We start from the raw sequence: 22806 nt of genomic DNA on the forward strand, positions 1-22806 counted from the left end.
GGAGTTTCCCATGCTCTTACAACGCATTTTCGCCTCAGTGATGTTGCTGGTCTGCGCTGGCCTCGCACTGATGGCCTGGCCGTATCAAGCGTCTTTTTCCTACGAGCCGGTAGGGCCTCGGGCCTACCCGCTGCTGATGCTCGGGCTGATGGGCCTGGGCTTGATCTACATGCTGTTTCGCCCACAGCCCACCAAGCACACGGAAGAAGAACCCGCGCTGGACCGCGAGACCCTGGTCAAGATCGGCATCTGCGTCGCGCTGTTGCTGGTGTTTGCGGGCACCTTCGAACCCCTGGGTTTCATCCTCAGCAGCATGCTGATCGGCATTCCGATGGCGCGCCTGTATGGCGGCCGCTGGCTGCCCAGCGTGGTGATCGTGACCTTGATGAGCATCGGCCTTTATCTGTTGTTCGACAAAGCCATGGATGTACCGCTGCCGCTCGGCCTGCTTGAAGTTCTGGAGAACTGATATGGATACGTTCAGCTATTTGGGCCAGGGCTTCGGCGTTGCACTGACCCCTTACAACCTGATCACCGCGCTGTGCGGCACCTTGATCGGCACCGTGGTCGGCCTGTTGCCGGGCCTGGGCCCGATCAACGGCGTGGCGCTGTTGATCCCCATCGCATTCGCCCTCGGGCTGCCGCCTGAGTCGGCATTGATCCTGCTGGCAGCCGTGTACCTGGGCTGCGAATACGGCGGGCGCATCAGCTCGATCCTGCTGAACATCCCGGGCGAAGCCTCCACCGTGATGACCACCCTCGACGGCTACCCGATGGCCCGTAAAGGCCTGGCGGGCGTGGCGTTGTCGCTGTCGGCATGGAGTTCATTCATCGGTGCGTTTATCGCCACCTGCGGCATGGTGCTGTTCGCCCCGCTGCTGGCCAAATGGGCGATTGCCTTCGGCCCGGCGGAATATTTCGTACTGATGGTGTTTGCCATCGTCTGCCTGGGCGGCATGGCCGGTGACAAACCGCTGAAGACCTTTGTCGCCGCGTTGATCGGCCTGTTTCTGTCAGCGGTGGGTATCGATGCCAACAGCGGTGTGTACCGTTTCACCGGCGACAACATCCACCTGACCGACGGCATCCAATTCGTGGTGCTGGTGCTGGGCCTGTTCTCCATCAGCGAAATTCTGTTGTTGCTGGAAAAAACCCACCGTGGCCAGGAAGCGGTAAAAGCCACCGGGCGAATGATGTTCAACCTGAAGGAAGCTTCCTCGGTATTCGTCGTGAATATTCGCTGCGGCCTGCTGGGTTTCATCATGGGCGTATTGCCGGGCGCGGGCGCAACCCTGGCCTCCGCCGTGGCCTACATGACCGAAAAACGCCTGGCCGGTGCCAGCGGTAAATTCGGCCAAGGCGACATGCGCGGCCTGGCCGCGCCGGAAACCGCAATCGGCGCTTCCGCCTGCGGCGCCCTGGTGCCCATGCTGACCCTCGGCGTGCCCGGTTCGGGCACCACGGCGGTGATGATCGGCGCCCTGTCGCTGTACAACATCACACCCGGCCCGCTGCTGTTCCAACAGCAACCGGACATCGTCTGGGGCCTGATCGCCTCGTTGTTTGTCGCCAACATCATGCTGGTGATCCTCAACATCCCGATGATCCGTATCTTCACGCGCATCCTCGCCGTGCCGAACTGGGCGCTGGTGCCGGTGATCGCGATCATCACCGCGATCGGTGTGTACGCGGTTCATGCCACCACCTTCGACCTGTTCCTGATGGTCGGCATCGGTATCTTTGGCTACATCCTGCGCAAGCTGGATTTCCCGCTGTCGCCGGTACTGCTGGGCTTTATCCTCGGCGGTTTGATGGAGCAGAACCTGCGTCGTGCGCTGTCGATTTCCAACGGCGAATTGCAGATCCTCTGGTCGAGCCCGATCACCTTCGGCGTGTGGGTACTGACTGCCTTGATGCTGCTGTTCCCGCTCCTGCGTATCTGGCGCAAGCGTTCTCTGCAGCGTCGTGCCGTGGCCGATGTCTGAGGCCACGTTCAGAAACTGGTGGGCAACACCGCTGGTCGGTCTGCTGGGCGGGTACCTCGCCAGCCAGATCGGCTGGCCACTGCCGTACATGGTCGGCTCGTTGCTGGCGATCATCCTCGTGCGCTGCCTCACACCCTGGCAGCTCGCGGAAATTCCCGGCGGCCGCAAATGCGGCCAATGGGTGGTGGGCATCGGCATCGGCCTGCACTTCACCCCGGTGGTGATGGAGCAGGTGATGAGCCACTTCGGCCTGATCTTCTTCGGCGCGCTGGTCACCAGCCTCTCCAGCATTGTGGGTGTGTGGTTGATGCGCCGCAGCGGCGAAGACCGCGCCACTGCATTTTTCTCCAGCATGCCGGGCGGTTCCGGCGAGATGGTCAACCTTGGCGCACGCAATGGCGCGGTGCTCAGCCGTGTCGCGGCGGGGCAAAGTTTACGGGTGTTGGTGGTGGTGCTGTGTGTGCCGGCGGCGTTCAAGTATTTGCTCGGCGAAGGTGCTCCGCAGTTTCATCCCGCGAATGTCGATTGGACCTGGCTGGCGGTGCTGTTCCCCGTCGGTGCTTTGGTGGCCTGGGGTTGGCAGCGCTTGCGCCAGCCGAATCCTTGGCTGTTCGGGCCGTTGCTGGTGAGTGCCGCTGTCAGCATTACCTGGGACCTGCACATCGGCCTGCCCGATGGCGGCAGCCAGATTGGCCAATGGCTGATCGGCAGCGGCCTGGGTTGCCACTTTAACCGCCAGTTCTTCCGGCGTGCGCCGTTGTTCATGGGCCGCACCTTGATCGGTACCGCATTGACCATGTTGATCGCGACGCTGGCGGCGGTGGGTTTGAGTGCGCTGACGCAGCTGGATCTGCGCTCATTGACGTTGGGCATGATGCCCGGCGGCATTGCGGAAATGAGCCTGACGGCAGAAACCCTGCAACTGTCGGTACCGTTGGTCACCGCGATGCAGGTGATGCGCTTGTTGTTTGTGTTGTTTCTGGCGGAGCCGTTGTTCCGGCATTGGAACCGTCAGCCTTGATCGCTCAATAGCGGCCCTTCGCGGGCCGCTGCCGCTCGTCTGAACTGTCAACTCTCACAGCTAGCCAAGCTCATTTCACAGCGTGTTCAATGGCTCGATCGAGCGCTTTGTACGTTGAGGATTGTGATCATGGCCGAATTCATCACGCCCCTGTCTGTCGTGGATGACGAAGACAATGAACCGGCAGCAGTCGTGGACACCATTGCGGTGCAGGGCTCACCCAACCGCCTGGTGATCAACCAGGCTGGCACCCGTCTCTATGTCGCAAGTGCCACTCTGCCGCAAGCCATCACAGTGATCGACACCGCGAGCCGCAGCGTGATCAACACGATTGACAGCCTGGGATCTCCGATTTGGCTCGCCCTTCACCCAAACGCCCCGCGCTTGTATGTCAGTGACAACAGCGGTGCAACGGACACACCCATCACCGTGATCGACACCCTGACCGATACCGTCATCGACAGCATCACCGGATTCACCACGGTCAACGGCATGGCGCTCAACTCGAGCGGTTCGAGGCTGTATGTCGCTGACGAAGGCGCTTCAGAGGTGGTGATCATCAACACCAGCAACTTTTTGCGCATCGGTGTAACATCCGTGGTTCGCCCCGTCGACATTGCTGTGGCACCGGGTGGCGCCCGCTCACACGTTGCGTCGCAATTCGGCAACTGGACCAGCATCAACCTGGGCACCAACAACGTGGTCACTCAAACCGACACAGTTGCCGGCGTGCCGACCACCATCGCCCACGCGCGCTTCAGTGCACGCGTCTACATCACCTACTCGGAGCGTGGGGAAGTCGTCATCGGTGACACCATCACCGCCGAAGTCAGCCAGATACTGCGTGACCTAGCGGGCCCGTGGCAGGTTGCCTTCAACACGATGCGGGAACTGGCCTATGTCACACAGACCGACAGTAATCAGGTGGGCATCATCAATACCCGTACCCAGGATGTGATCGGCGCTATCGATGGTTTTGACAAGCCACGTGGCATCGTCGTCTCACCGGATGGCCGCACCGCTTATGTGGCCAATATCGGCAACTCCAGCGTGGCAGTCGTTCGGCTGTAGCCGGCAGGCTCACACCGGCGGCAATCGCCACTCGATCGGCGTCTCGCCGTTCTGCTCCAGAAACTTGTTGGTGCGGCTGAAATGCCCGCAGCCAATAAACCCTCTATACGCCGACAGCGGCGACGGATGCACCGACGTCAGCACCAAGTGCTTGGTGGCGTCGATCAGCTTCTGCTTGCCCTGCGCATGCGCGCCCCACAACAGGAACACCAGGTGCGGCTGGTGCGCGCTGACAATCTCGATAACCCGGTCAGTAAAGAACTGCCAGCCCTTGCCCGCATGGGCGTTGGCATTCGCGCGCTCCACGGTCATGGTGGTGTTGATCATCAGCACGCCCTGGTCGGCCCAGCTTTGCAGGTGGCCGTGGCTGGGGATGTCGATGTTCAGGTCGCGCTTGAGCTCTTTATAAATATTGACCAGCGACGGCGGCGCCGGCACGCCCGGCTGCACCGAGAAGCACAAGCCATGGGCCTGGCCGGGGCCGTGGTACGGGTCCTGGCCGAGGATCACCACCTTGACCTTGTCCAGCGGTGTTGAGTTGAGCGCGTTGAAGATCATCGGGCCCGGCGGGTAGATCTCCTTGCCGGCCGCGTGCTCCTGGCGCAGGAATTCGCGCAGCTGGGCCATGTACGGCTGGTCGAACTCGTCACGCAGGGCGTGTTTCCAGCTGGGTTCGAGTTTGATACGGTCGTCGGTGGTCATGGTTGCATCCAGAAAAAACAATGGTGCGAACCCTAGGAAAGCCCACCCTGCTTGTCAATTGATCTGACGCAGAACCGGCACTTTCCCGTGAAGCGATCATACTGAACCTTCACTTTCTCGATTGAGGTCATGATGAACCTGCACTTCGAAGAGCTGATTGGCACGGGCGGCGCCCGCATTGGCATCGCCAGCCTGGACGCTGAAAAATCCCTTAACGCCCTGTCCTTGCCGATGATCCAGGCCTTGAGCGAGCGCCTGGATGCCTGGGCCAAAGACCCGCAAATCGTCTGTGTGCTGCTGCGCGGCAAGGGCCCCAAGGCGTTTTGCGCCGGTGGCGAAGTGCGCAGCCTGGCCCAGGCCTGCCGTGAACATCCCGGTGAAGTGCCGGCGCTGGCCGCGCAATTTTTCGCCGCTGAATACCGCCTCGACTACCGCCTGCACACCTACCCCAAACCGCTGATCTGCTGGGGCCACGGCTATGTGCTGGGCGGCGGCATGGGCTTGCTGCAAAGCGCGGCGGTGCGCATCGTCACCCCGAGCAGCCGCCTGGCCATGCCGGAAATCAGCATCGGCCTGTACCCGGATGTGGGCGCCAGCTGGTTCCTGTCACGCCTGCCCGGCAAGTTGGGTTTGTTCCTTGGCCTGACCGGCGCCCACATGAATGGCCGCGACGCCCTGGACCTGGGCCTGGCCGACCGCTTCCTGCTGGATGAACAACAGGACGAACTGCTCGAAGGCCTGCTGCAACTGAACTGGCAGGAGCAAACCGACATGCAGCTCAACAGCCTGCTCAAGGCCCTGGCTCAGGAAGCCACCGGCCAGATGCCCGAAGCCCAATGGCTGCCGCGCCGCGCGCAGATCGACGAGTGGTTGGATGTCGGCGATGTGCGCTGTGCGTGGCGAGCCTTGAGCCAGTTGCGCGACCACGCCGATCAACTGTTCAGTCGCGCCGGCAAGACCCTGAGCGAAGGCTGCCCGCTGACCGCGCACCTGGTGTGGGAACAGATCCAGCGGGCGCGGCACCTGTCCCTGGCCCAGGTGTTCCAGATGGAATACACCTTGAGCCTGAACTGCTGCCGCCACCCGGAATTCAGCGAAGGGGTGCGGGCGCGGTTGATCGACAAGGACCAACAGCCACACTGGCATTGGCCGGACATCAACTTGATCCCTGAGGCGGTGGTGCAGGCGCACTTCCACAAGGTTTGGGAAGGGCGCCATCCGCTGGCGGATTTGTCCGACTACTGAAAGCCCTCAGCGGTGCCCGCCGCCACGGCCTCCACCCTGATTGCCGCCGCCCTGGCCACGGCCGCCGCCATTACCCCAGTGGTTGCCCCCACCCTGGTTGGGGTAAGGCCGGTAGCCGGCTCGCGGCCCGGCTGGGTAATAGCGAGGTGCCGGCTGGTAATAACGCGGCGACGGGTAATAACGCTGGGGTGGCGGGTAGTAACCCTGGCGGTAATGGTAGTAGGGGCCGCCGCCGTAGTAATACGCCGGCGCAGGCGCCGTGTAGACCTCGGAACCGTAGTAGGCCTGGCCGCCACCGTAATAGGGTGCGCACGCAGAAAGGGTCAAACCGAGCAAAGCGATGAGGAGCAGTCGACGATACATGGCGGCCTCCTGGACCGCGGAAGAGCACACCCAGCGACGCTGGGGGGCGGCAAACAGCTTTCACTGCTTGACGAAATATCTGACATCAAAAAGCGAATCTGGTGCGATCTGGTAACAACTTGATACACGTGGGCGCTCCTCAAATGTGAGCTGTTTGAGCACGCCGCCCCACTCTCCGCGCCCCTGAATGAAGATTTTGGCATGCCTGGTTGGAATTTTTAATCGGCGTTGAAACTTCAACAATCCGAATGATGTCATTATGATGCCACTCCATAGTATGGAGGCTCTAGCGCGGCCGTCCTATCGACATCACTCCGGATCTTAGCCATGAAACTCTCAACCAAACTGTTGCTTTCGTTCGTACTGTGCGCCGCCATCACACTGGCGGTGGGCACATTGGGCATCAACGGTGTCAGCCGATTGGCAGCAGCCCTTGATTCAGCCTTCTCCAACAACCTGGTGTCCGTCAGTAACACCAACGCCACCCTGAACGGCCTGGTTGCCCACAACCGCGGTCTGTACCGATTGCTGGATGCAAGCAATGGCGGTATTTCCACACAAGACCGTGACCGTGTTCGCCAGGACATCGCCAATGAATTGAAACGCAGCCAAACGGCTTACGCGACTTACCGCGCAACACCTCTTGAGGACGATGAGCGGGCTGCGGGGGACAGCATGGACCAGGTCTGGCCCAACTACATCGCCAGCTCCGGGCAAATTATTTCACTGATGGATGCCGGCCACGCCGATCAAGCCCGCACGCTGCTCAACACCAGCAACAATGAACTCTTCAGACAGTCTCGCGACCTGCTCAAAATCATGGTCGAGTCCAATAACCGCCAAATCAAGGAAGGCGCCGCAGAGGCGGAGGTTTTACGCAGCAATGCCTTGCAATGGATGATCGGCGGTATCGTGCTGGCCTTTATCGTCGCGATTGCCATTGGGCTGTTGATTACCCGCCTCATCACCCGCCCCATCGCGCAAGCGGTACAAAGTGCGCAACGGGTAGCACAAGGTGACCTGACGCAAGCCATCACCACTGATCGCACGGATGAAGCCGGCCAGTTGCTCATGGCGTTGTCCGATATGCAGGGCGGCTTGAAACATACCTTGCTGGAAATTTCCAACGCCTCCGACCAACTGGCCTCCGCAGCAGAAGAGCTGAGCGCGGTGACCGAAGAAAGCACCCGCGGTTTGACCCGCCAGAATGACGAAATCCAGCAAGCCGCCACGGCCGTGAACGAGATGACAACAGCTGTCGACGAGGTGGCACGCAACGCAGTGTCGACGTCCGAGGCCTCTCGCCAAGCTACAACTGAAGCGGATGATGGCCGTCAACAAGTGGAACAGGCGGTGTCCGGAATGAGCTCGATGGTCAGTGAGATCAACGACTCGACCCAAGCCGTGGTTGATCTGGCCGTCCAGGTTCGAGAAATTGGCAAGGTAGTGGATGTCATTCGTGGCATTGCGGATCAAACCAACCTGCTGGCACTCAATGCCGCCATTGAAGCCGCGCGGGCCGGTGAGCAAGGCCGGGGCTTTGCCGTGGTAGCGGATGAGGTGCGTGCATTGGCGCATCGCACGCAATCTTCTACCGTCGACATTGAAAACATGATCGGCACGGTACAACTGGGTGCAGACGGTGCTGTTGCCGCGATGAACAAGAGCCTGACCTGGGCCAATAACACCCAGACGATGGCCCAGAATGCGGGCGAAGCCTTGCAACGCATCACCCACAGCGTGGCCAGCATCAACGAACGCAACCTGGTGATTGCCTCGGCCTCTGAAGAACAGGCCCAGGTGGCGCGGGAAGTGGATCGCAACCTGCTCAATATCCAGGACCTGTCGACACAGACCGCAGCCGGCGCCCACCAGACCAACGCATCGAGCCAAGAACTTTCGCGGTTGGCCACCTCGTTCAATGCCTTGGTAGCCAAGTTCCAGCTGTAAACAGCCCACCCAGGCCCGGGTGTTCGCTTCATTGCAGTGCAAGCACGCACCAACGCAATGCACGAACACCCTGCGCCGCTCCTGCATGCCCGCCGGCCAGCCTGTAAATCCGCGCCTTCCCCTACTTGGCACGACTCTCGCTTTACCTCTTCCGTGCAGGAGTCATCACAGGTTCGCGGCACCACAATTTGCAATGGCTGACTAGGGTTCCGGCTCGCTAAGGCGAGTGGCTGGTCCGAGAGTTGGCGACCTCCAGTTGAGGTTACACGGCGGGATAAAAGCCCGGGAGACAAGCCACCGTTTACGGTGCCGCGTTGCTCCTGCTCGCCCTTGATCAACTGGAGAAGCATCCATGCCCTCGATACGTTTACCCGCCTTGCTCGCCGCCGCCTTCGCCGCCATGGTGAGCTTTTCCGCCCAAGCCGCCCCCAAAGACCATTTCAGCGTGTGCTGGACGATTTATGCCGGCTGGATGCCGTGGGAGTATGCCGGCAGCCAAGGCATCCTCGACAAGTGGGCCAAGAAGTACGGCATCAAGATCGACATGGTGCAGCTCAATGACTACGTCGAATCCATCAACCAGTACACCGCCGGCCAGTTCGACGGCTGCACCATGACCAACATGGACGCCCTGACTATCCCCGCCGCCGGTGGCGTGGACAGCACCGCGCTGGTGGTCAGCGACTTCTCCAACGGCAACGATGGCGTAGTTATCAAAGGTGAAGGCAAGACCGTCGCCGACCTCAAGGGCATGAACGTCAACCTGGTGGAACTCTCCGTGTCCCACTACCTGCTGGCCCGTGCCCTGGAGTCGGCCGGCCTCACCGAAAAAGACCTGAAAGTGGTCAACACCTCCGACGCCGATATTGCCGCCGCCTTCAACACCGACCAGGTCAAAGCCGTCACCACCTGGAACCCGATGCTCTCCGAGATCAAGGCCAAGCCCGGCGTCACCGAAGTGTTCGACTCCAGCAAAGTGCCCGGCGAAATCATGGACATGATGGTGGTCAACACCCAGACCCTCAAAGACAACCCCAAGCTGGGCAAAGCGCTGACCGGCGCCTGGTTTGAAGTGGTCGCGCTGATGAACGCAAAAAACGCCGCCAGCACCGACGCCCTGGAACACATGGCCAAGGCCTCCGGCACCGACCTCAAGGGCTTCCAGTCGCAACTGGACACCACCAAGCTGTTCGCCACGCCCAAGGAAGCCCTGGCCTTCGCCACCAGCGCGCAACTGCCCGCCACTATGGGCAAAGTCGCCGAGTTCTCGTTTAAACACGGCCTGCTGGGTGAAGGTGCCAAAGACACCAGCGCCGTGGGCATGAGCTTCGCCAACGGCGTGACCAGCGGCGACACCGCCAACCTCAAGCTGCATTTCGACCCCAGCTACGTACAGATGGCCGCCGACGGCACGCTGTAAGAGGACCCGGCCATGCGCCTGATCAACCGTCACCCGGAACGCTCCAGCCGCCTGCTGTTGGTGCTGCTGCCCTTCGCGTTGCTGCTGTTCGCCTACTTCGTGGGCTCGGCCGAGCGCCTGGCAGACAACCCCAACGACAAGCTGCTGCCCAGCGCCGCACAAATGGGCGACGCGGTGAAACGCCTGGCCTTCAGCGCCGACAGCCGCACCGGCGAATACGTGCTGTGGCAAGACAGCGCGTCGAGCCTGCGTCGCCTGGCGATCGGGCTTGGCATCAGCGCACTCGCCGGCCTGTGCCTGGGCATCGCAGCCGGCACGCTGCCGCTGTTCGGCGCGCCGTTGTCGCCGCTGCTGACGGTGCTGTCGATGGTGCCGCCGCTGGCGATCCTGCCGATCCTGTTCATCGTGTTTGGGCTTGGGGAGCTGTCCAAAGTGATGCTGATCGTGATCGGCATCACCCCGGCCCTGGCGCGGGACCTGGAACAGCGGGCGCGGGAAATTCCCGTGGAGTTGCTGGTGAAGGCGCAGACCCTTGGCGCCTCCACCTGGACCTTGATGCTGCGGGTGGTGCTTCCGCAATTGTTGCCACGGTTGCTGATCTCCCTGCGCTTGATGCTGGGCTCGGCGTGGCTGTTCCTGATTGCGGCCGAAGCCATCGCCTCCACCGACGGTTTGGGCTACAGGATCTTCCTGGTGCGTCGTTACCTGGCGATGGACGTGATCCTGCCCTACGTGGTGTGGATCACCCTGCTCGCCTGGCTGATGGACTGGGGCCTCAAGGCCCTGACCCGGCGCGCGTTCCCCTGGTACGAAGGAGCGCGGGCATGAGTTTTATCAGCGTCAACAATGTGTGGCAACGCTATGGCGACCAGGTGGTCCTGGAGCGCCTGAACCTGCACGTGGCCGAAGGCGAGTTCTGCACCTTGGTCGGCACTTCCGGCTGCGGCAAATCGACCTTTCTGCGCCTGCTGCTTGGGCAGGAAACCGCCAGCCAAGGCGAGATCCTGCTGGACGGCCAACCCCTGGCCGCCGAGCCCGATGCCAGCCGTGGCGTAGTGTTCCAGCGCTACTCGGTGTTCCCGCACCTGACGGTGCTGAACAACGTTGCGCTGGGCCTTGAATTGCCCCGTTCACCGTTGCTTGGCCGCCTGTTCGGCAGCGCGAAAAAACAGGCGCGGGAACAGGCAGCAGCCCTGTTGCATAAAGTCGGGTTGGGTCATGCCCTGGACAAGTACCCGGCGCAGCTTTCCGGCGGCATGCAACAGCGACTGGCGATCGCCCAGGCACTGATCATGAAGCCGCGCGTGTTGCTGCTGGACGAACCCTTCGGTGCCCTCGACCCAGGCATTCGCAAAGACATGCACCTGCTGTTGCTGGAGCTGTGGCGCGAAACCCGGCTGACGGTGTTCATGGTCACCCACGACCTGAGCGAAGGTTTCAGCCTCGGCACCCGCTTGCTGGTGTTCGACAAAGTGCGCCTCGACCCGCACGCCCCCGGCGCTTACGGCGCCCGCATTACCTACGACATCCCTTTGAACAGCGAGCGCCGCAAGGCGATCGCCGCCGAACTTGGAGCCACGTCCAAATGACCGACTCAACGCAATTGTTCCCACCCTTCGCCGAGGAAATGCTCCCCGGCGGCGGCCACCGTTCCTTCGTGCTCAAGCGCGGCCAACTGCTGCGCCTGACCGACATTCGCGGCGGCGCCAACGTCAGCCTGACCCTGCTCAACGCCAATGAAAAAACCGAGCGGCTCAACCTGCCCGACAGCCTCAAATGCCAACACACCGCCAAGCTCACCACCGGCCATTGCCTGTACTCGGACATGGGCCGGGTGCTGGCCGCCATCACCGCCGACACCTGCGGCTGGAGCGACAGCATCGGCGGCGTGTTATGCGCATCCGAAGTCGCCGAAAAATATGGCCAGGGTCGTTATCAAGAGCTGCGCAACGGCTTCTATCGCAACGGCACCGACAACCTGCTGGTGGAATTGGGCAAATGGGGCCTGGGGCTTTCCGACCTGCTGATGACCCTCAACCTGTTCAGCAAAATCACGGTGGATGACGCGGGCACGCTGCACTTCGCCAAAGGCAATTCCAAGGCCGGCGACTACATCGAACTCTACGCACCGATGGACACGCTGGTGGTGCTCACCGCCCTGCAACACCCCATGGACCCGAACCCCGAATACGCGCCACAGCCGCTGAAACTCAGCTGGATGAACGCCGACCACAGCGTCGCCGAACACTGCCGCACCTCGCGCCCGGAAAACGAGCGCGGTTTTATCAACACTGACCGTCTGTTCGCCTGAGGACCTGCCATGTCTATCGCACTCGCCAACCAACCAGACGCGGCCGTGTACCGCGCGACCATTCCCGCCGGCGAACCCTGGCTGATGGAAGTCAAGGCAGGCCAGACCCTGCGCATCCTCGACCTTGAGGGCAACCAGGCGGTCGACACGCTGTTCTACAGCCTGAAAAACCCCAAGGAACGCTACGACGTGCAGCGCACCTTGCGCCGGCAAAACAGCGTGTACCTGGGCACCGGCAGCGTGCTGTATTCCAACCTCGGCCAGCCGATGCTGACCATCGTCGACGACACTTGCGGGCGCCACGACACCCTCGGCGGCGCCTGCGCCCAAGAGAGCAACACCGTGCGCTATGCCCTGGAAAAACGCTACATGCACAGCTGCCGCGACAACTATCTGCGGGCCTGTGCCCACGATGGCCGGCTGGGTAAAAGTGACATCGGGCCGAACATCAATTTCTTCATGAATGTGCCGGTGACCGCCGAGGGCGGGCTGACGTTTGAAGACGGTATTTCCGCCCCCGGCAAATACGTCGACCTGCGGGCCGAGATGGACGTGATCGTGCTGATCTCCAACTGCCCGCAACTGAACAACCCGTGCAACGGCTACAACCCAACCCCTGCGGAGTTACTGGTATGGAACTGAAAATGAAGCGGTTGCGTCGTTGGCTGTTTGCCCTCTGCCAATCCCGAGCCGGGCAGTGCCTCCAAAAACGCTGAAGATCAAATGTGGGAGCGGGCTTGCTCGCGAAGGCGGTGGTGCAGTCCATACATCTACCGCCTGACGCACCGCTTTCGCGAGCAAGCCCGCTCCCACATAGGCCCGGTTCCCACATTGAGCCTTGATTGGTTTTGAAATTTGCGCTCCGGACGACCGCAGCGCCACCCACATTTGCGGGACGGCCCGCATCCCAGGACAAGGCCGAGCACTCATCGGCCTGCGGGGTTTTGCCATGTTCGAAAAACTGTTGATCGCCAACCGTGGCGCCATCGCCTGCCGCATCCTGCGCACCTTGCGTGAGCTTTCGGTCAAGGGCGTGGCGGTGTATTCCGAAGCCGATGCGGCCAGCCTGCATATCCAGCAAGCCGATGAGGCCTACAGCCTGGGCGAAGGCGCGGCGGCCGGCACGTATTTGTCGGTTGAGAAAATCCTCGCCACGGCCAAGGCCTGTGGCGCCACGGCGATACATCCCGGCTATGGCTTTCTTTCGGAAAACGCCGCCTTCGCCGAAGCCTGCGAAACGGCCGGCATCGCCTTCGTCGGCCCAACGCCGGAACAACTGCGAGTGTTCGGCCTCAAGCACACCGCCCGCGCGTTGGCCAAGCAGCACAACATCCCGCTGCTGGAGGGCACCGAGTTGCTCAACAGCCTCGACGCCGCACTGCTGGCCGGGGACAACGTGGGCTATCCGATCATGCTCAAGAGTACTGCCGGCGGTGGCGGTATCGGCATGCGCGTGTGCAACAGCGCCGATGAGTTGCGCGACTGTTTCGAGGCGGTCAAACGCCTGGGCCAGAACAATTTCAGCGATGCCGGTGTGTTTATCGAGAAGTACATCCAGCACGCCCGGCATCTGGAAGTGCAGGTGTTTGGTGATGGTTGCGGTGAAGTCATCGCCCTTGGCGTGCGCGACTGCTCGGTACAGCGACGCAACCAGAAAGTGCTTGAGGAAACCCCGGCACCGAACCTGCCCGACGGCATGGCTGATGAGCTTTGCAGTGCGGCAATCACCCTGGCCAAGGCGGTGAATTATCGCAGCGCCGGCACCGTGGAATTTATCTTTGATAGCGCCGATGGCCGCTTCTATTTTCTGGAAGTGAACACCCGGTTGCAGGTGGAACACGGCGTTACCGAGCAAGTGTGGGGCGTGGATCTGGTGCGCTGGATGGTGCAACTGGCCGCCGGTGAGTTGCCTCCGTTGAGCGAGCTGGAACTGAAGCCTCACGGCCACGCGATTCAGGCGCGCTTGTACGCCGAAGATCCGGGCCGGGATTTTCAGCCGAGCCCGGGGCTTTTGACCTGTGTGGATTTCCCCGTCGCTGAAGGCCTGCGCGTCGACACCTGGGTTGAGGCTGGTTGCGAGATTCCGCCCTACTTCGACCCGATGATCGCCAAGCTCATCACCTGGGCGCCGACCCGCGAACAGGCGCGACTGGATCTGCATCAGGCCTTGAGCAACAGCCAGCTGTACGGCGTGGAAACCAACCGCGATTACCTGCGGCAAATTCTGCTGGCCGCACCGTTCGCCAGCGGCCAGCCGTGGACCCGCTGCCTTGAAGATTTGGTGTACCGCGCAGATACGTTTGAAGTGCTGAGCGCCGGGACGCAAACCAGTGTTCAGGATTATCCGGGGCGCCTGGGTTACTGGGCCGTGGGCGTGCCGCCGTCGGGGCCGATGGACAGTCGCGCATTGCGCCTGGGCAATCGCCTGCTGGGCAATGCCGAGGGCACCGCCGCGCTGGAAATCACCATGAGCGGGCCATTGTTGCGCTTCAATTGTGCGGCGGTGGTGGCGGTGACCGGCGCGGACATTGCGCTGCGGCTGAATGATGAAGCGGTGCCGATGAACACTGCGCTGCTGGTCCCGGCGGGCGCTACCTTGAGCCTTGGCACCATCGCCGGGGCCGGTGCGCGCAGCTACCTTTGCGTGCGCGGCGGGCTGCAGGTTCCGGATTATCTGGGCAGCAAAAGCACCTTCACCCTGGGCCAGTTTGGCGGGCATGGTGGCCGGGCTTTGCGGGCGGGTGATGTGTTGCATCTACTGCCGCTTGCAGACATCAGCGCGGGTCAACAACTGCTGCCTGAGCCCCTGGCCGAGGTGCGAACACTGCGGGTGATCTACGGCCCTCACGGTGCGCCGGAATACTTCAAGCCTGAGTACATCGAGACGTTCTTTGCCACCCAGTGGGAGGTGCATTTCAACTCCAGCCGCACGGGTGTGAGGCTGATCGGGCCGAAGCCTGTGTGGGCACGTACGGACGGGGGTGAGGCGGGGTTGCATCCGTCGAATATTCACGACAATCCGTATGCGATTGGCGCGGTGGATTTTACCGGGGACATGCCGGTGATCCTCGGCCCCGACGGCCCGAGCCTGGGTGGTTTTGTGTGCCCGGTGACGGTGATCGAGGCGGACTTGTGGCAACTGGGACAGCTCAAGGCGGGCGATAAAATCCGCTTCACTCCGGTCGATATAAAAACCGCCCGTACACTCGCCCTGGAATGGGATCAAGTGTGGGAGCCGGGCTTGCTCGCGATGCAGGCAACACGGTCTGACAGGCAAACCGAGGCGATGCTTTCGCGAGCAAGCCCGCTCCCACATTTGATCGAGTCGCCTGTGGTGTTGGAGATCGCCAGTGACGACACCCGTCTCGTCGCCCGCCTCGCCGGCGACACCCACCTGCTCCTGGAAATCGGCGCCCCGGAACTCGACCTGGTGCTGCGCTTTCGCGCCCACGCCCTGATGCAAGCCTTCGAAGCCCGAGCCCTGCACGGCGTCATCGACCTGACACCCGGCATCCGCTCCCTGCAAATCCACTACCAGCCCGAGCAACTGCCCCTCGCCGACCTCCTGGCGTTGATCACCACCGAATGGCACGCCGTCTGCGCCACACAAAACCTGCAAGTGCCCTCGCGCATCGTCCACCTGCCACTGTCCTGGGACGACCCGGCCTGCCAACTGGCCATCGAAAAATACATGACCACCGTGCGCAAGGACGCTCCCTGGTGCCCAAGCAACCTGGAGTTCATCCGCCGCATCAACGACCTGGCCAACCTCGACGAAGTGCGCCACACCGTGTTCGATGCCAGCTACCTGGTGATGGGCCTGGGTGACGTCTACCTCGGCGCGCCCGTGGCCACGCCGCTGGACCCGCGCCACCGCCTGGTCACCACCAAATACAACCCCGCGCGCACCTGGACCGCAGAAAACTCCGTGGGCATCGGCGGCGCCTACCTGTGCGTGTACGGCATGGAAGGCCCGGGCGGTTATCAGTTCGTCGGGCGCACCTTGCAGATGTGGAACCGCTACCGGGAAGTGGCGGCGTTCGATGGCAAACCGTGGTTGCTGCGCTTCTTCGACCAGATCCGCTTTTACCCGGTGAGCGCCGATGAGCTGGTGCAGATTCGCCGGGACTTCCCCCTTGGGCGGTTTGAACTGAGCATCGAACACAGCCAACTGAACCTGACGGATTACCAGGCTTTTCTCACGCAGGAAGCCGAGAGCATCGGCGAGTTCCGCGGGCAACAGCAACGCGCGTTCAACGCCGAACGCGAGCGCTGGATCGCCAGCGGCCAGGCGCATTTTGACAGCGAAGAACCGGCGGCGCCCTTGGGCGAAGACACGCCATTGCAGGCCAACGAATACAGCATCGACAGCCACATCGCCGGCAATCTCTGGCAAGTCCAGGTGACCGCTGGCGAGCGCGTTGCGGCGGGTGATGTGCTGGTGATCCTGGAGTCGATGAAAATGGAAATCCCTGTGCTCGCGCCGTTCGCTGGCACCGTAAGGGAAATCCCCGTGCAACCGGGCAGCGGCATTGGCGCAGGCCAACGGGTGGTCGTGCTGGAGCGTGATTTGCAATAACGCGGCGGGGCTGTATCGTGCAAGGCACACCGGGTTTCACCGGGACCTTGTCCGATACAGCCTGAACCGACCGATGACCACGCCAACCCTCTGCCCCGCCTGCGGCGCCCGCAACGACTGCGCCCTGGCCGACCCGCGCACCGCCGACCAGGCGTGCTGGTGCTACTCCGTCAGCATCGACCCTGCGGTGCTTGAAGCGTTGCCGCCGGAGCTGCGCAATAAAGCCTGCCTGTGCCCGCGCTGTGCCCAGGTGGACGAGCAACTGCGCGGGGCTGAGCCCACGTAATGCGTGTCGACCGTTTTCTCAGCAACCTGCCCCGTTTCAACCGCAAACAAGTACGCCTGTTGCTGGTGGAGCGACGGATCACGGTCGACGGCATTGCAGTCAGCGACCCGCATCACTCGGTGAGCGAGTTCAGCCGTGTGTTACTGGATGACGAAGTGCTGCAAGCGGGCAAACCCGCGCGCTACTTCATGCTGCACAAACCGCAGGGCTGCGTGAGCGCCACATCCGACCCGCAACACCGCACCGTCCTCGACCTGTTGGACGAACCGGACAAGCACGAGCTGCACATCGCCGGCCGTCTGGATTTCAACACCACCGGTCTGCTGCTGATCACCAACGATGGCCAGTGGTCGCGCCGCCTGACCCAACCGCAAACCAAATTGCCCAAGGTCTATTACGTCGAGACCGAGCAAGAGATCGGGCCGGAATACGCGGCCACCTTCGCCGCCGGCCTGTACTTCGCCTTCGAAGACCTCACCACGCAACCAGCCGAATTGGAGCTATTGGGCCCCAGAACGGCGCGCCTGAGCATCATTGAAGGGCGTTATCACCAGGTGAAGCGCATGTTCGGGCACTTCGACAACAAAGTGATGCGCCTGCACCGCGAGCGCATGGGGCCGTTGGAACTGAACTTATCCCTTGCCCCAGGCCAGTACCGGGCACTGACGGACGCTGAAATCCAACAGGTCTGATGACCGTTCAGCCGATGATGGCAAAAACCCACGCCTTCGACTGGCGAACTGGCATCCCTGATGCTTGAATACTTTTAGTTCCAGAAACAACCAGCCGTATTCTGACTGGCGAGTCACCCCTACCTACAAGAAACACTTTGCCCGTCCGCACGCTTGATCTGCGGGCCTCTCACGGCAAATTGCCCGCCATAACAACACCCGTCGGCCAGCCAGTATCGGATCGACATGGGCCCCCACTTTCAGGCGTATGCCTACCTGTCACAAAGCTCGTGCAGAGTGATCTGCGCGCATTACCCGCTTGCCAGGAGTCTTACGACATGAGGCCAGAAATCGCTGTGCTGGATATACAGGGTCAGTATCGGGTTTACACGGAGTTCTATCGCGCGGACGCAGCGGCCAAGACCATCATCCTGGTCAACGGCTCAATGGCCACCACCGCGTCTTTCGCCCAGACCGTGAAAAGCCTGCACCCGACATTCAACGTGGTTTTGTACGACCAGCCCTACGCCGGTCGCTCCAAAGCCCACAACCGCCATGAGCAGATGCTGACGAAAGAAGTCGAAGGCCAGATCCTCCTGGAACTCATCGACCACTTCGCCGCCGAACACGTGCTGTCCTTCTCGTGGGGCGGCGCCGCGACCCTCGTCGCCCTCGCCCACCGCCCCCGCCGGGTAGAAAAGGCCGTGATCAGCTCATTCTCCCCGGTGATCAACGCACCGATGCGTGATTACCTGGAGCGCGGCGTCGACTACCTCGGCAGCCTCGACCGCGACCGCGTGGGCAACCTGGTCAACAGCACCATCGGCAAACACCTGCCGTCGCTGTTCAAGCGCTACAACTACAAACACGTGAGCAGCCTGGCCGAGCATGAATATGGGCAGATGCACTTTCACATCAGCCACGTGCTGAACAGCGACCGGCTGTGCTACCTCAAGGCGGCGAAGCAGATTGATATACCGGTGCTGTTTTTGAACGGCGAATGGGACGAGTACACCAGTGCCCAGGATGCGAAGCTGTTTGGGCAACATATTGCGAAGAGCAGCTTCGGGACGATTCAGGCGACCGGCCACTTTTTGGATATGGAGCACAAGGCAGCGTGCCGGGATAGCCGGGAGGCGTTGATGGGGTTTTTGAGGCCGCAAGAGCAACCAAGCCGGTTGCGGTACCACGCGGCGCAGCCACAGCATGCATTTGCCGTATGAGCGGTGGGGTTGTGGGCGGGTTGGATTTCCCTGGGGATCCGCCTGCCCACGACCGACCGTTAGCGCGTAAAACACAGAATTTTCGAAGAAAAACTTCAAATCCGCGAGCACATCTGGTACAAAGTCAGCCGCTCTGAGCGGGTATAGTTTAGTGGTAGAACGAAAGCTTCCCAAGCTTTAGATGAGGGTTCGATTCCCTCTACCCGCTCCACTCAGATATTGGTCTCACGTCAGGATGGTTTTGACGGGGGATGCATAAAAAACCGGCCCTTGGTGGCCGGTTTTTTTATGGGTGGCGTTAAAGCCCCAACTCCAAGGCCAACAAGTCCGACAGCGGTTGCGGGCGCCGAATCAATTTTGCGTGCCCTTGCTCGATCAATACTTCCGGCAACAGCGGGCGGCTGTTGTAATTGGATGACATGGCGGCGCCATACGCGCCGGTATCGTGTATCACCAACAAATCGCCAACCTGCGCTTGCGGCAACATACGGGGCGTGATCCCTTGTTCATCCTGCGTAAAAATATCGCCGGCCTCGCACAACGGGCCTCCCACTACGCACAACTGCGCCGGGCGGCTGACCGGAACACCTTGGGCGTCCAGTAATGTCATGCGGTGATAGGCGCCATAGAGTACCGGCCGCATCAGGTCATTGAAGCCGGCATCCACCAGGATGAAGTTCTGGCTACCGACTTTTTTAACCGCACGCACTTCGGTGACCAGATAGCCGGACTCCGCGACCAGGAACCGGCCAGGCTCGATTTCCATCCGTACTGAGTGAGCGAGCCAAGCTTCAATGTCCTGTTTAGCGTGGTGCCATGTGCTCGCATAACTCTGGATATCCACGGGTTCATCCTCCACACGATAAGGCGTGGAAAGCCCTCCTCCGATGGAAAATGCTTCGATATCGTGGTCAAGTGCCTTCACCACCGAGACCATCGCACTGCCCACTTGCTCAAGGTGCGTGTAATCCACACCTGAACCGATATGCATGTGCACGCCCACCAGTTTCAGCCCGAATTGCTGAATCACTTTGAGCGCGTCCTGGACTTGCTCGTGCCAAATCCCATGTTTGCTGTTTTCGCCACCGGTATTGGTCTTGCGGCTGTGCCCGTGACCAAACCCTGGATTGATCCGCAGCCAGACGCGATGGCCGGGCGACCGCTGACCCAGTTGGCGCAGCATATCAATCGAGCCGGTGTTCACTTCCAGCTGCAGTTCCACCACACGGCGCAACGTCGCTTCATCGAATAAATCACAGGTAAAAACAATGCCCGCCGGGTCACCGGCAGGGCTGAATCCAGCCAGCAGTGCCCGCTCGATTTCACCCAGCGATACGGCATCAATCCGCACGCCTTGTTCGCGCATCAACCGAAGAATATGCAGGTTGGAGCAGGCTTTCTGTGCGTATCGAATCACATCGAAACCCTGCAGTTGATCGATGCGGTCACTGATGGTCTGGGCCTCATAGCACCAAAGCGGGGTACCGTGCTGTTTTGCAGACTCGGCCAATGGCTGAAACACAGAAGTTTTGGACATGGCGGCATTCTTTTTGAAATAGGGAGAGAAACCATCATGCCCAGCGCTTTGCATTCAATAAAATACCTATTCTTTGTCGCACGATTCAGTTTTGATATGGGCCTAATTAAACGGGCAGAGGTCAAGGATGGAGATATCCATACGGCATATCGAAGTGTTCCGGGCGATCATGCAGGCAGGGAGCGTCACTGGCGCGGCCCTCCTGCTATTTACCTCACAACCTACGGTCAGCCGAGAATTGGCGCGACTGGAAAAGATCTCTGGCCTTCGACTCTTTGATCGCACGGCAGGCAGGCTGGTACCGACGGCGCAGGCGATCATGCTGTTCGAAGAGGTTGAGCGCTCCTACATTGGCTTGGAACGAATCAACAGCGTGGCGCAATCAATCCGTCGATTTGAACATGGCCAACTGAGCGTCACGTGTCTTCCGTTGTTTTCCCAGACGCTGTTGCCCAAGGTCTACAAGCGCTTTCAGCAACAGCATGTCGGCATAGCCTTGAATATTGCGGCACAGGAAACGCCCTTGCTGGAAGAATCACTCAGCGGCCAGCGTTACGACCTTGGATTGACCGAAGGCGAACATGTGCCTCAGGGCACACAGGGGAAACTGCTTTTTTGTTCCGACATGGTTTGCGTACTGCCGGACGGTGATCCTTTGTTGGCTAAACCGTTGCTGACACTGGAAGACTTTCAGGGTGTGAATTTCATCAACTTGTCGGGCCTGGATATCTATCGTCAAACCCTCGATGAGCATTTCCGCCAAGCTGGAGTCGACAGGCATATTGTGGTCGAAACAACCAACGCTGCGTCGGTGTGTGCCATGGTCAGGCAGCAACTGGGGGTGGCGATTATCAACCCGCTGACCGCAGTTGCGGAGGCAGGTATCGGGCTGGCTATTCGGCCGATTAACGTATCGATCCCCTATCGGGTCATGTTGATCAGGCCCGACTATCGACCTTCCTCTAGCTTCGTCGACGCCTTCTGCAACGCGCTGATGGATGAGGCGGCGAGCCTGGCAAGTACTTTGGATTTGAGGCGGGAACGTTCGAGCTAACGGAAATTTGGCTTCCTTCCCCTTGGTATGGGCGGCCTGGGAAGGCAAGCCTTTTACAAACTACGCGATTCGGTCCACGCGGTCTTGAGCCGCCTCCACCAGCATCAGACCCAATTCAATTGTTTGCTGAATTGCCAGGGCCAACGGGCGATGTTGGTCGGGAAGGTTATCGGCAAATTCGTTGGTCATTGCACCAGCGCCGGCAATGGTTTCGTAGGCGTTGGCGAGCAATGCATCGGTGCTGATTTCGGGACGTACGCTGAATATTCTTACGGGTGAATTATACGAGTCAGTACACATCTGTTGATCCTCGGTTAGGACCACCTTCCAGAGCTACTAAACAAAGGGTGGCGGCTATACGCGGGTTAGTAGACCGGTTGATCAACGAAACCGGCGCGCCCAAAGGCGCCCCGCGTACAGCCACCATCAAGAACAGGCATTGAAACGCCTGGGAAATGGCACAGCCATACGCCGTTGATCAAATCGGGCTACTAAACCCGACCGCTGATGGGCAGCGGCTGACGAACCTTAAAGAGGTCGCCCAAGGCGTACAACCGGGACGATTCTGATGGTTGTGTAGGCAATGGAGCAAGATTCAAATATTCAGGACTATCCGCGCTTCAGCCCTCAATGCCCTCCAACTGCGCAAGATCAGCAAGCAACCCCGGCCCCACCGGCTCCCATCCCAACGCCTTGCGCGTAATCGCACTGGACACTGGCATATCGTGAGCAGTAAACATCGCCAACCACCCAAAAAATGCCTGAGCCTATTTGGTTGGGTCCGCGACATGAATGTTTGCAGTGCGGACGCCATCGCAGCCTCGCTAAAGCTCGACAGCTCCCACATTAGAGCTGTGTCGCTCCCAAATTTGGATGCACTCCCTGTGGGAGCCGGGCTTGCCCGCGATGCAGACGGCGCGGTCTGCCAGGTACACCGCGGCGATCCCATCGCAGCCTCGCCAAGGCTCGACAGCTCCCACATTAGAGCTATGTCGCTCCCAAATTTGGAATGCACTCCCTGTGGGAGCCGGGCTTGCCCGCGATGCAGACTGCGCGGTCTGCCAGGTACACCGCGGCGATCCCATCGCAGCCTCGCCAAGGCTCGACAGCTCCCACATTAGAGCTGTGTCGCTCCCAAATTTGGATGCACTCCCTGTGGGAGCCGGGCTTGCCCGCGATGCAGACGGCGCGGTCTGCCAGGTACACCGCAGCGATCCCATCGCAGCCTCGCTAAAGCTCGACAGCTCCCACATTAGAGCTATGTCGCTCCCAAATTTGGAATGCACTCCCTGTGGGAGCCGGGCTTGCCCGCGATGCAGACGGCGCGGTCTGCCAGGTACACCGCGGCGATCCCATCGCAGCCTCGCCAAGGCTCGACAGCTCCCACA

Annotated in this window: 20 protein-coding genes, 1 tRNA gene and 1 riboswitch; of the genes, 17 read left to right on the plus strand and 4 right to left on the minus strand. The window is 60.9% G+C overall.

What is annotated here, in order from left to right; translation table 11 throughout:
- Positions 1-10: 10 nt before the first annotated feature.
- The 4 genes from CEC48_RS05875 to CEC48_RS05890 all read left to right on the plus strand — a co-directional run bounded on the left by CEC48_RS05875 (position 11) and on the right by CEC48_RS05890 (position 4077).
- The gene (locus CEC48_RS05875) at positions 11-469 is read left to right on the plus strand and encodes a tripartite tricarboxylate transporter TctB family protein (RefSeq protein ID WP_088422885.1); all 459 of its coding nucleotides are present in this window, start codon (positions 11-13) and stop codon (positions 467-469) included.
- Position 470: 1 nt separating this feature from the next.
- A complete protein-coding gene (locus tag CEC48_RS05880; RefSeq protein WP_088422886.1) occupies positions 471-1985 on the plus strand; it encodes a tripartite tricarboxylate transporter permease in 1515 nt (504 codons plus the stop codon).
- A complete protein-coding gene (locus CEC48_RS05885; protein WP_088422887.1) occupies positions 1978-3006 on the plus strand; it encodes an AbrB family transcriptional regulator in 1029 nt (342 codons plus the stop codon). The genes CEC48_RS05880 and CEC48_RS05885 overlap by 8 nt, the downstream gene beginning before the upstream one ends.
- Positions 3007-3135: 129 nt before the next feature.
- Positions 3136-4077, plus strand: coding sequence for a hypothetical protein (locus CEC48_RS05890; RefSeq protein ID WP_088422888.1), 942 nt, complete (start codon positions 3136-3138; stop codon positions 4075-4077).
- 9 nt (positions 4078-4086) lie between these two features.
- On the opposite strand, the gene ung is transcribed toward CEC48_RS05890, so the two are convergent.
- Positions 4087-4779, minus strand: a complete 693-nt coding sequence (gene ung, locus CEC48_RS05895) for a uracil-DNA glycosylase (RefSeq protein WP_088422889.1) — start codon at positions 4777-4779, stop codon at positions 4087-4089.
- Positions 4780-4911: 132 nt separating this feature from the next.
- Between ung and CEC48_RS05900 the strand changes: the two genes are divergently transcribed.
- Positions 4912-6024 carry an enoyl-CoA hydratase/isomerase family protein gene (locus CEC48_RS05900; protein ID WP_088422890.1) on the plus strand — a complete coding sequence of 371 codons (1113 nt, stop codon included), beginning with the start codon at positions 4912-4914 and terminating at the stop codon, positions 6022-6024.
- Positions 6025-6030: 6 nt separating this feature from the next.
- Here the strand turns inward: CEC48_RS05900 and CEC48_RS05905 are convergent, their stop codons facing one another.
- On the minus strand, positions 6031-6387 hold the full coding sequence (locus tag CEC48_RS05905; protein WP_088422891.1) for a hypothetical protein: 357 nt from the start codon (positions 6385-6387) through the stop codon (positions 6031-6033).
- Between the two features lie 327 nt (positions 6388-6714).
- On the opposite strand from CEC48_RS05905, the gene CEC48_RS05915 reads away from it, so the two are divergent.
- The 11 genes from CEC48_RS05915 to CEC48_RS05965 all read left to right on the plus strand — a co-directional run bounded on the left by CEC48_RS05915 (position 6715) and on the right by CEC48_RS05965 (position 19038).
- On the plus strand, positions 6715-8337 hold the full coding sequence (locus CEC48_RS05915) for a methyl-accepting chemotaxis protein (RefSeq protein WP_088422893.1): 1623 nt from the start codon (positions 6715-6717) through the stop codon (positions 8335-8337).
- Positions 8338-8527: 190 nt separating this feature from the next.
- Positions 8528-8628: riboswitch (guanidine-I (ykkC/yxkD leader) on the plus strand.
- Positions 8629-8689: 61 nt separating this feature from the next.
- Positions 8690-9757 (plus strand): putative urea ABC transporter substrate-binding protein, encoded by a 1068-nt coding sequence (locus CEC48_RS05920; RefSeq protein WP_088422894.1) that lies wholly within the window; start codon positions 8690-8692, stop codon positions 9755-9757.
- Between the two features lie 12 nt (positions 9758-9769).
- Positions 9770-10585, plus strand: a complete 816-nt coding sequence (locus tag CEC48_RS05925; protein ID WP_010176603.1) for an ABC transporter permease — start codon at positions 9770-9772, stop codon at positions 10583-10585.
- Positions 10582-11346, plus strand: a complete 765-nt coding sequence (locus CEC48_RS05930; RefSeq protein WP_088422895.1) for an ABC transporter ATP-binding protein — start codon at positions 10582-10584, stop codon at positions 11344-11346. The genes CEC48_RS05925 and CEC48_RS05930 overlap by 4 nt, the downstream gene beginning before the upstream one ends.
- On the plus strand, positions 11343-12068 hold the full coding sequence (locus tag CEC48_RS05935) for an urea amidolyase associated protein UAAP1 (RefSeq protein ID WP_088422896.1): 726 nt from the start codon (positions 11343-11345) through the stop codon (positions 12066-12068). Before CEC48_RS05930 ends, CEC48_RS05935 begins: the two co-directional genes overlap by 4 nt.
- 9 nt (positions 12069-12077) lie before the next feature.
- Positions 12078-12710 (plus strand): urea amidolyase associated protein UAAP2, encoded by a 633-nt coding sequence (locus tag CEC48_RS05940; RefSeq protein ID WP_088422897.1) that lies wholly within the window; start codon positions 12078-12080, stop codon positions 12708-12710.
- 307 nt (positions 12711-13017) lie between these two features.
- Positions 13018-16647 carry an urea carboxylase gene (gene uca, locus CEC48_RS05945; RefSeq protein ID WP_088422909.1) on the plus strand — a complete coding sequence of 1210 codons (3630 nt, stop codon included), beginning with the start codon at positions 13018-13020 and terminating at the stop codon, positions 16645-16647.
- Between the two features lie 73 nt (positions 16648-16720).
- Entirely contained in the window at positions 16721-16933 is a 213-nt protein-coding gene (locus CEC48_RS05950) for a cysteine-rich CWC family protein (protein ID WP_076015955.1), read from the plus strand.
- Positions 16933-17625: a pseudouridine synthase gene (locus CEC48_RS05955; protein ID WP_088422898.1), complete on the plus strand. Its 693-nt coding sequence runs from the start codon at positions 16933-16935 to the stop codon at positions 17623-17625. The genes CEC48_RS05950 and CEC48_RS05955 overlap by 1 nt, the downstream gene beginning before the upstream one ends.
- Before the next feature lie 317 nt (positions 17626-17942).
- Complete coding sequence (locus tag CEC48_RS05960; protein ID WP_088422899.1) at positions 17943-18827, plus strand: alpha/beta fold hydrolase; 885 nt, start codon at positions 17943-17945, stop codon at positions 18825-18827.
- A gap of 137 nt (positions 18828-18964) precedes the next feature.
- Positions 18965-19038, plus strand: a tRNA-Gly gene (locus tag CEC48_RS05965).
- A gap of 87 nt (positions 19039-19125) precedes the next feature.
- Here CEC48_RS05965 and lysA read toward each other — a convergent pair.
- The gene (gene lysA / locus CEC48_RS05970; RefSeq protein WP_088422900.1) at positions 19126-20364 is read right to left on the minus strand and encodes a diaminopimelate decarboxylase; all 1239 of its coding nucleotides are present in this window, start codon (positions 20362-20364) and stop codon (positions 19126-19128) included.
- A 127-nt stretch (positions 20365-20491) separates the two neighbouring features.
- Between lysA and CEC48_RS05975 the strand changes: the two genes are divergently transcribed.
- Positions 20492-21418, plus strand: a complete 927-nt coding sequence (locus CEC48_RS05975) for a LysR family transcriptional regulator (protein ID WP_088422901.1) — start codon at positions 20492-20494, stop codon at positions 21416-21418.
- Positions 21419-21478: 60 nt separating this feature from the next.
- Here CEC48_RS05975 and CEC48_RS05980 read toward each other — a convergent pair whose 3' ends face one another.
- Complete coding sequence (locus CEC48_RS05980; RefSeq protein ID WP_088422902.1) at positions 21479-21718, minus strand: DUF6124 family protein; 240 nt, start codon at positions 21716-21718, stop codon at positions 21479-21481.
- Between the last annotated feature and the right edge of the window lie 1088 nt (positions 21719-22806).

The organism is Pseudomonas sp. K2I15 (assembly GCF_002204795.1).
In the GTDB taxonomy this organism is placed as follows: domain Bacteria; phylum Pseudomonadota; class Gammaproteobacteria; order Pseudomonadales; family Pseudomonadaceae; genus Aquipseudomonas.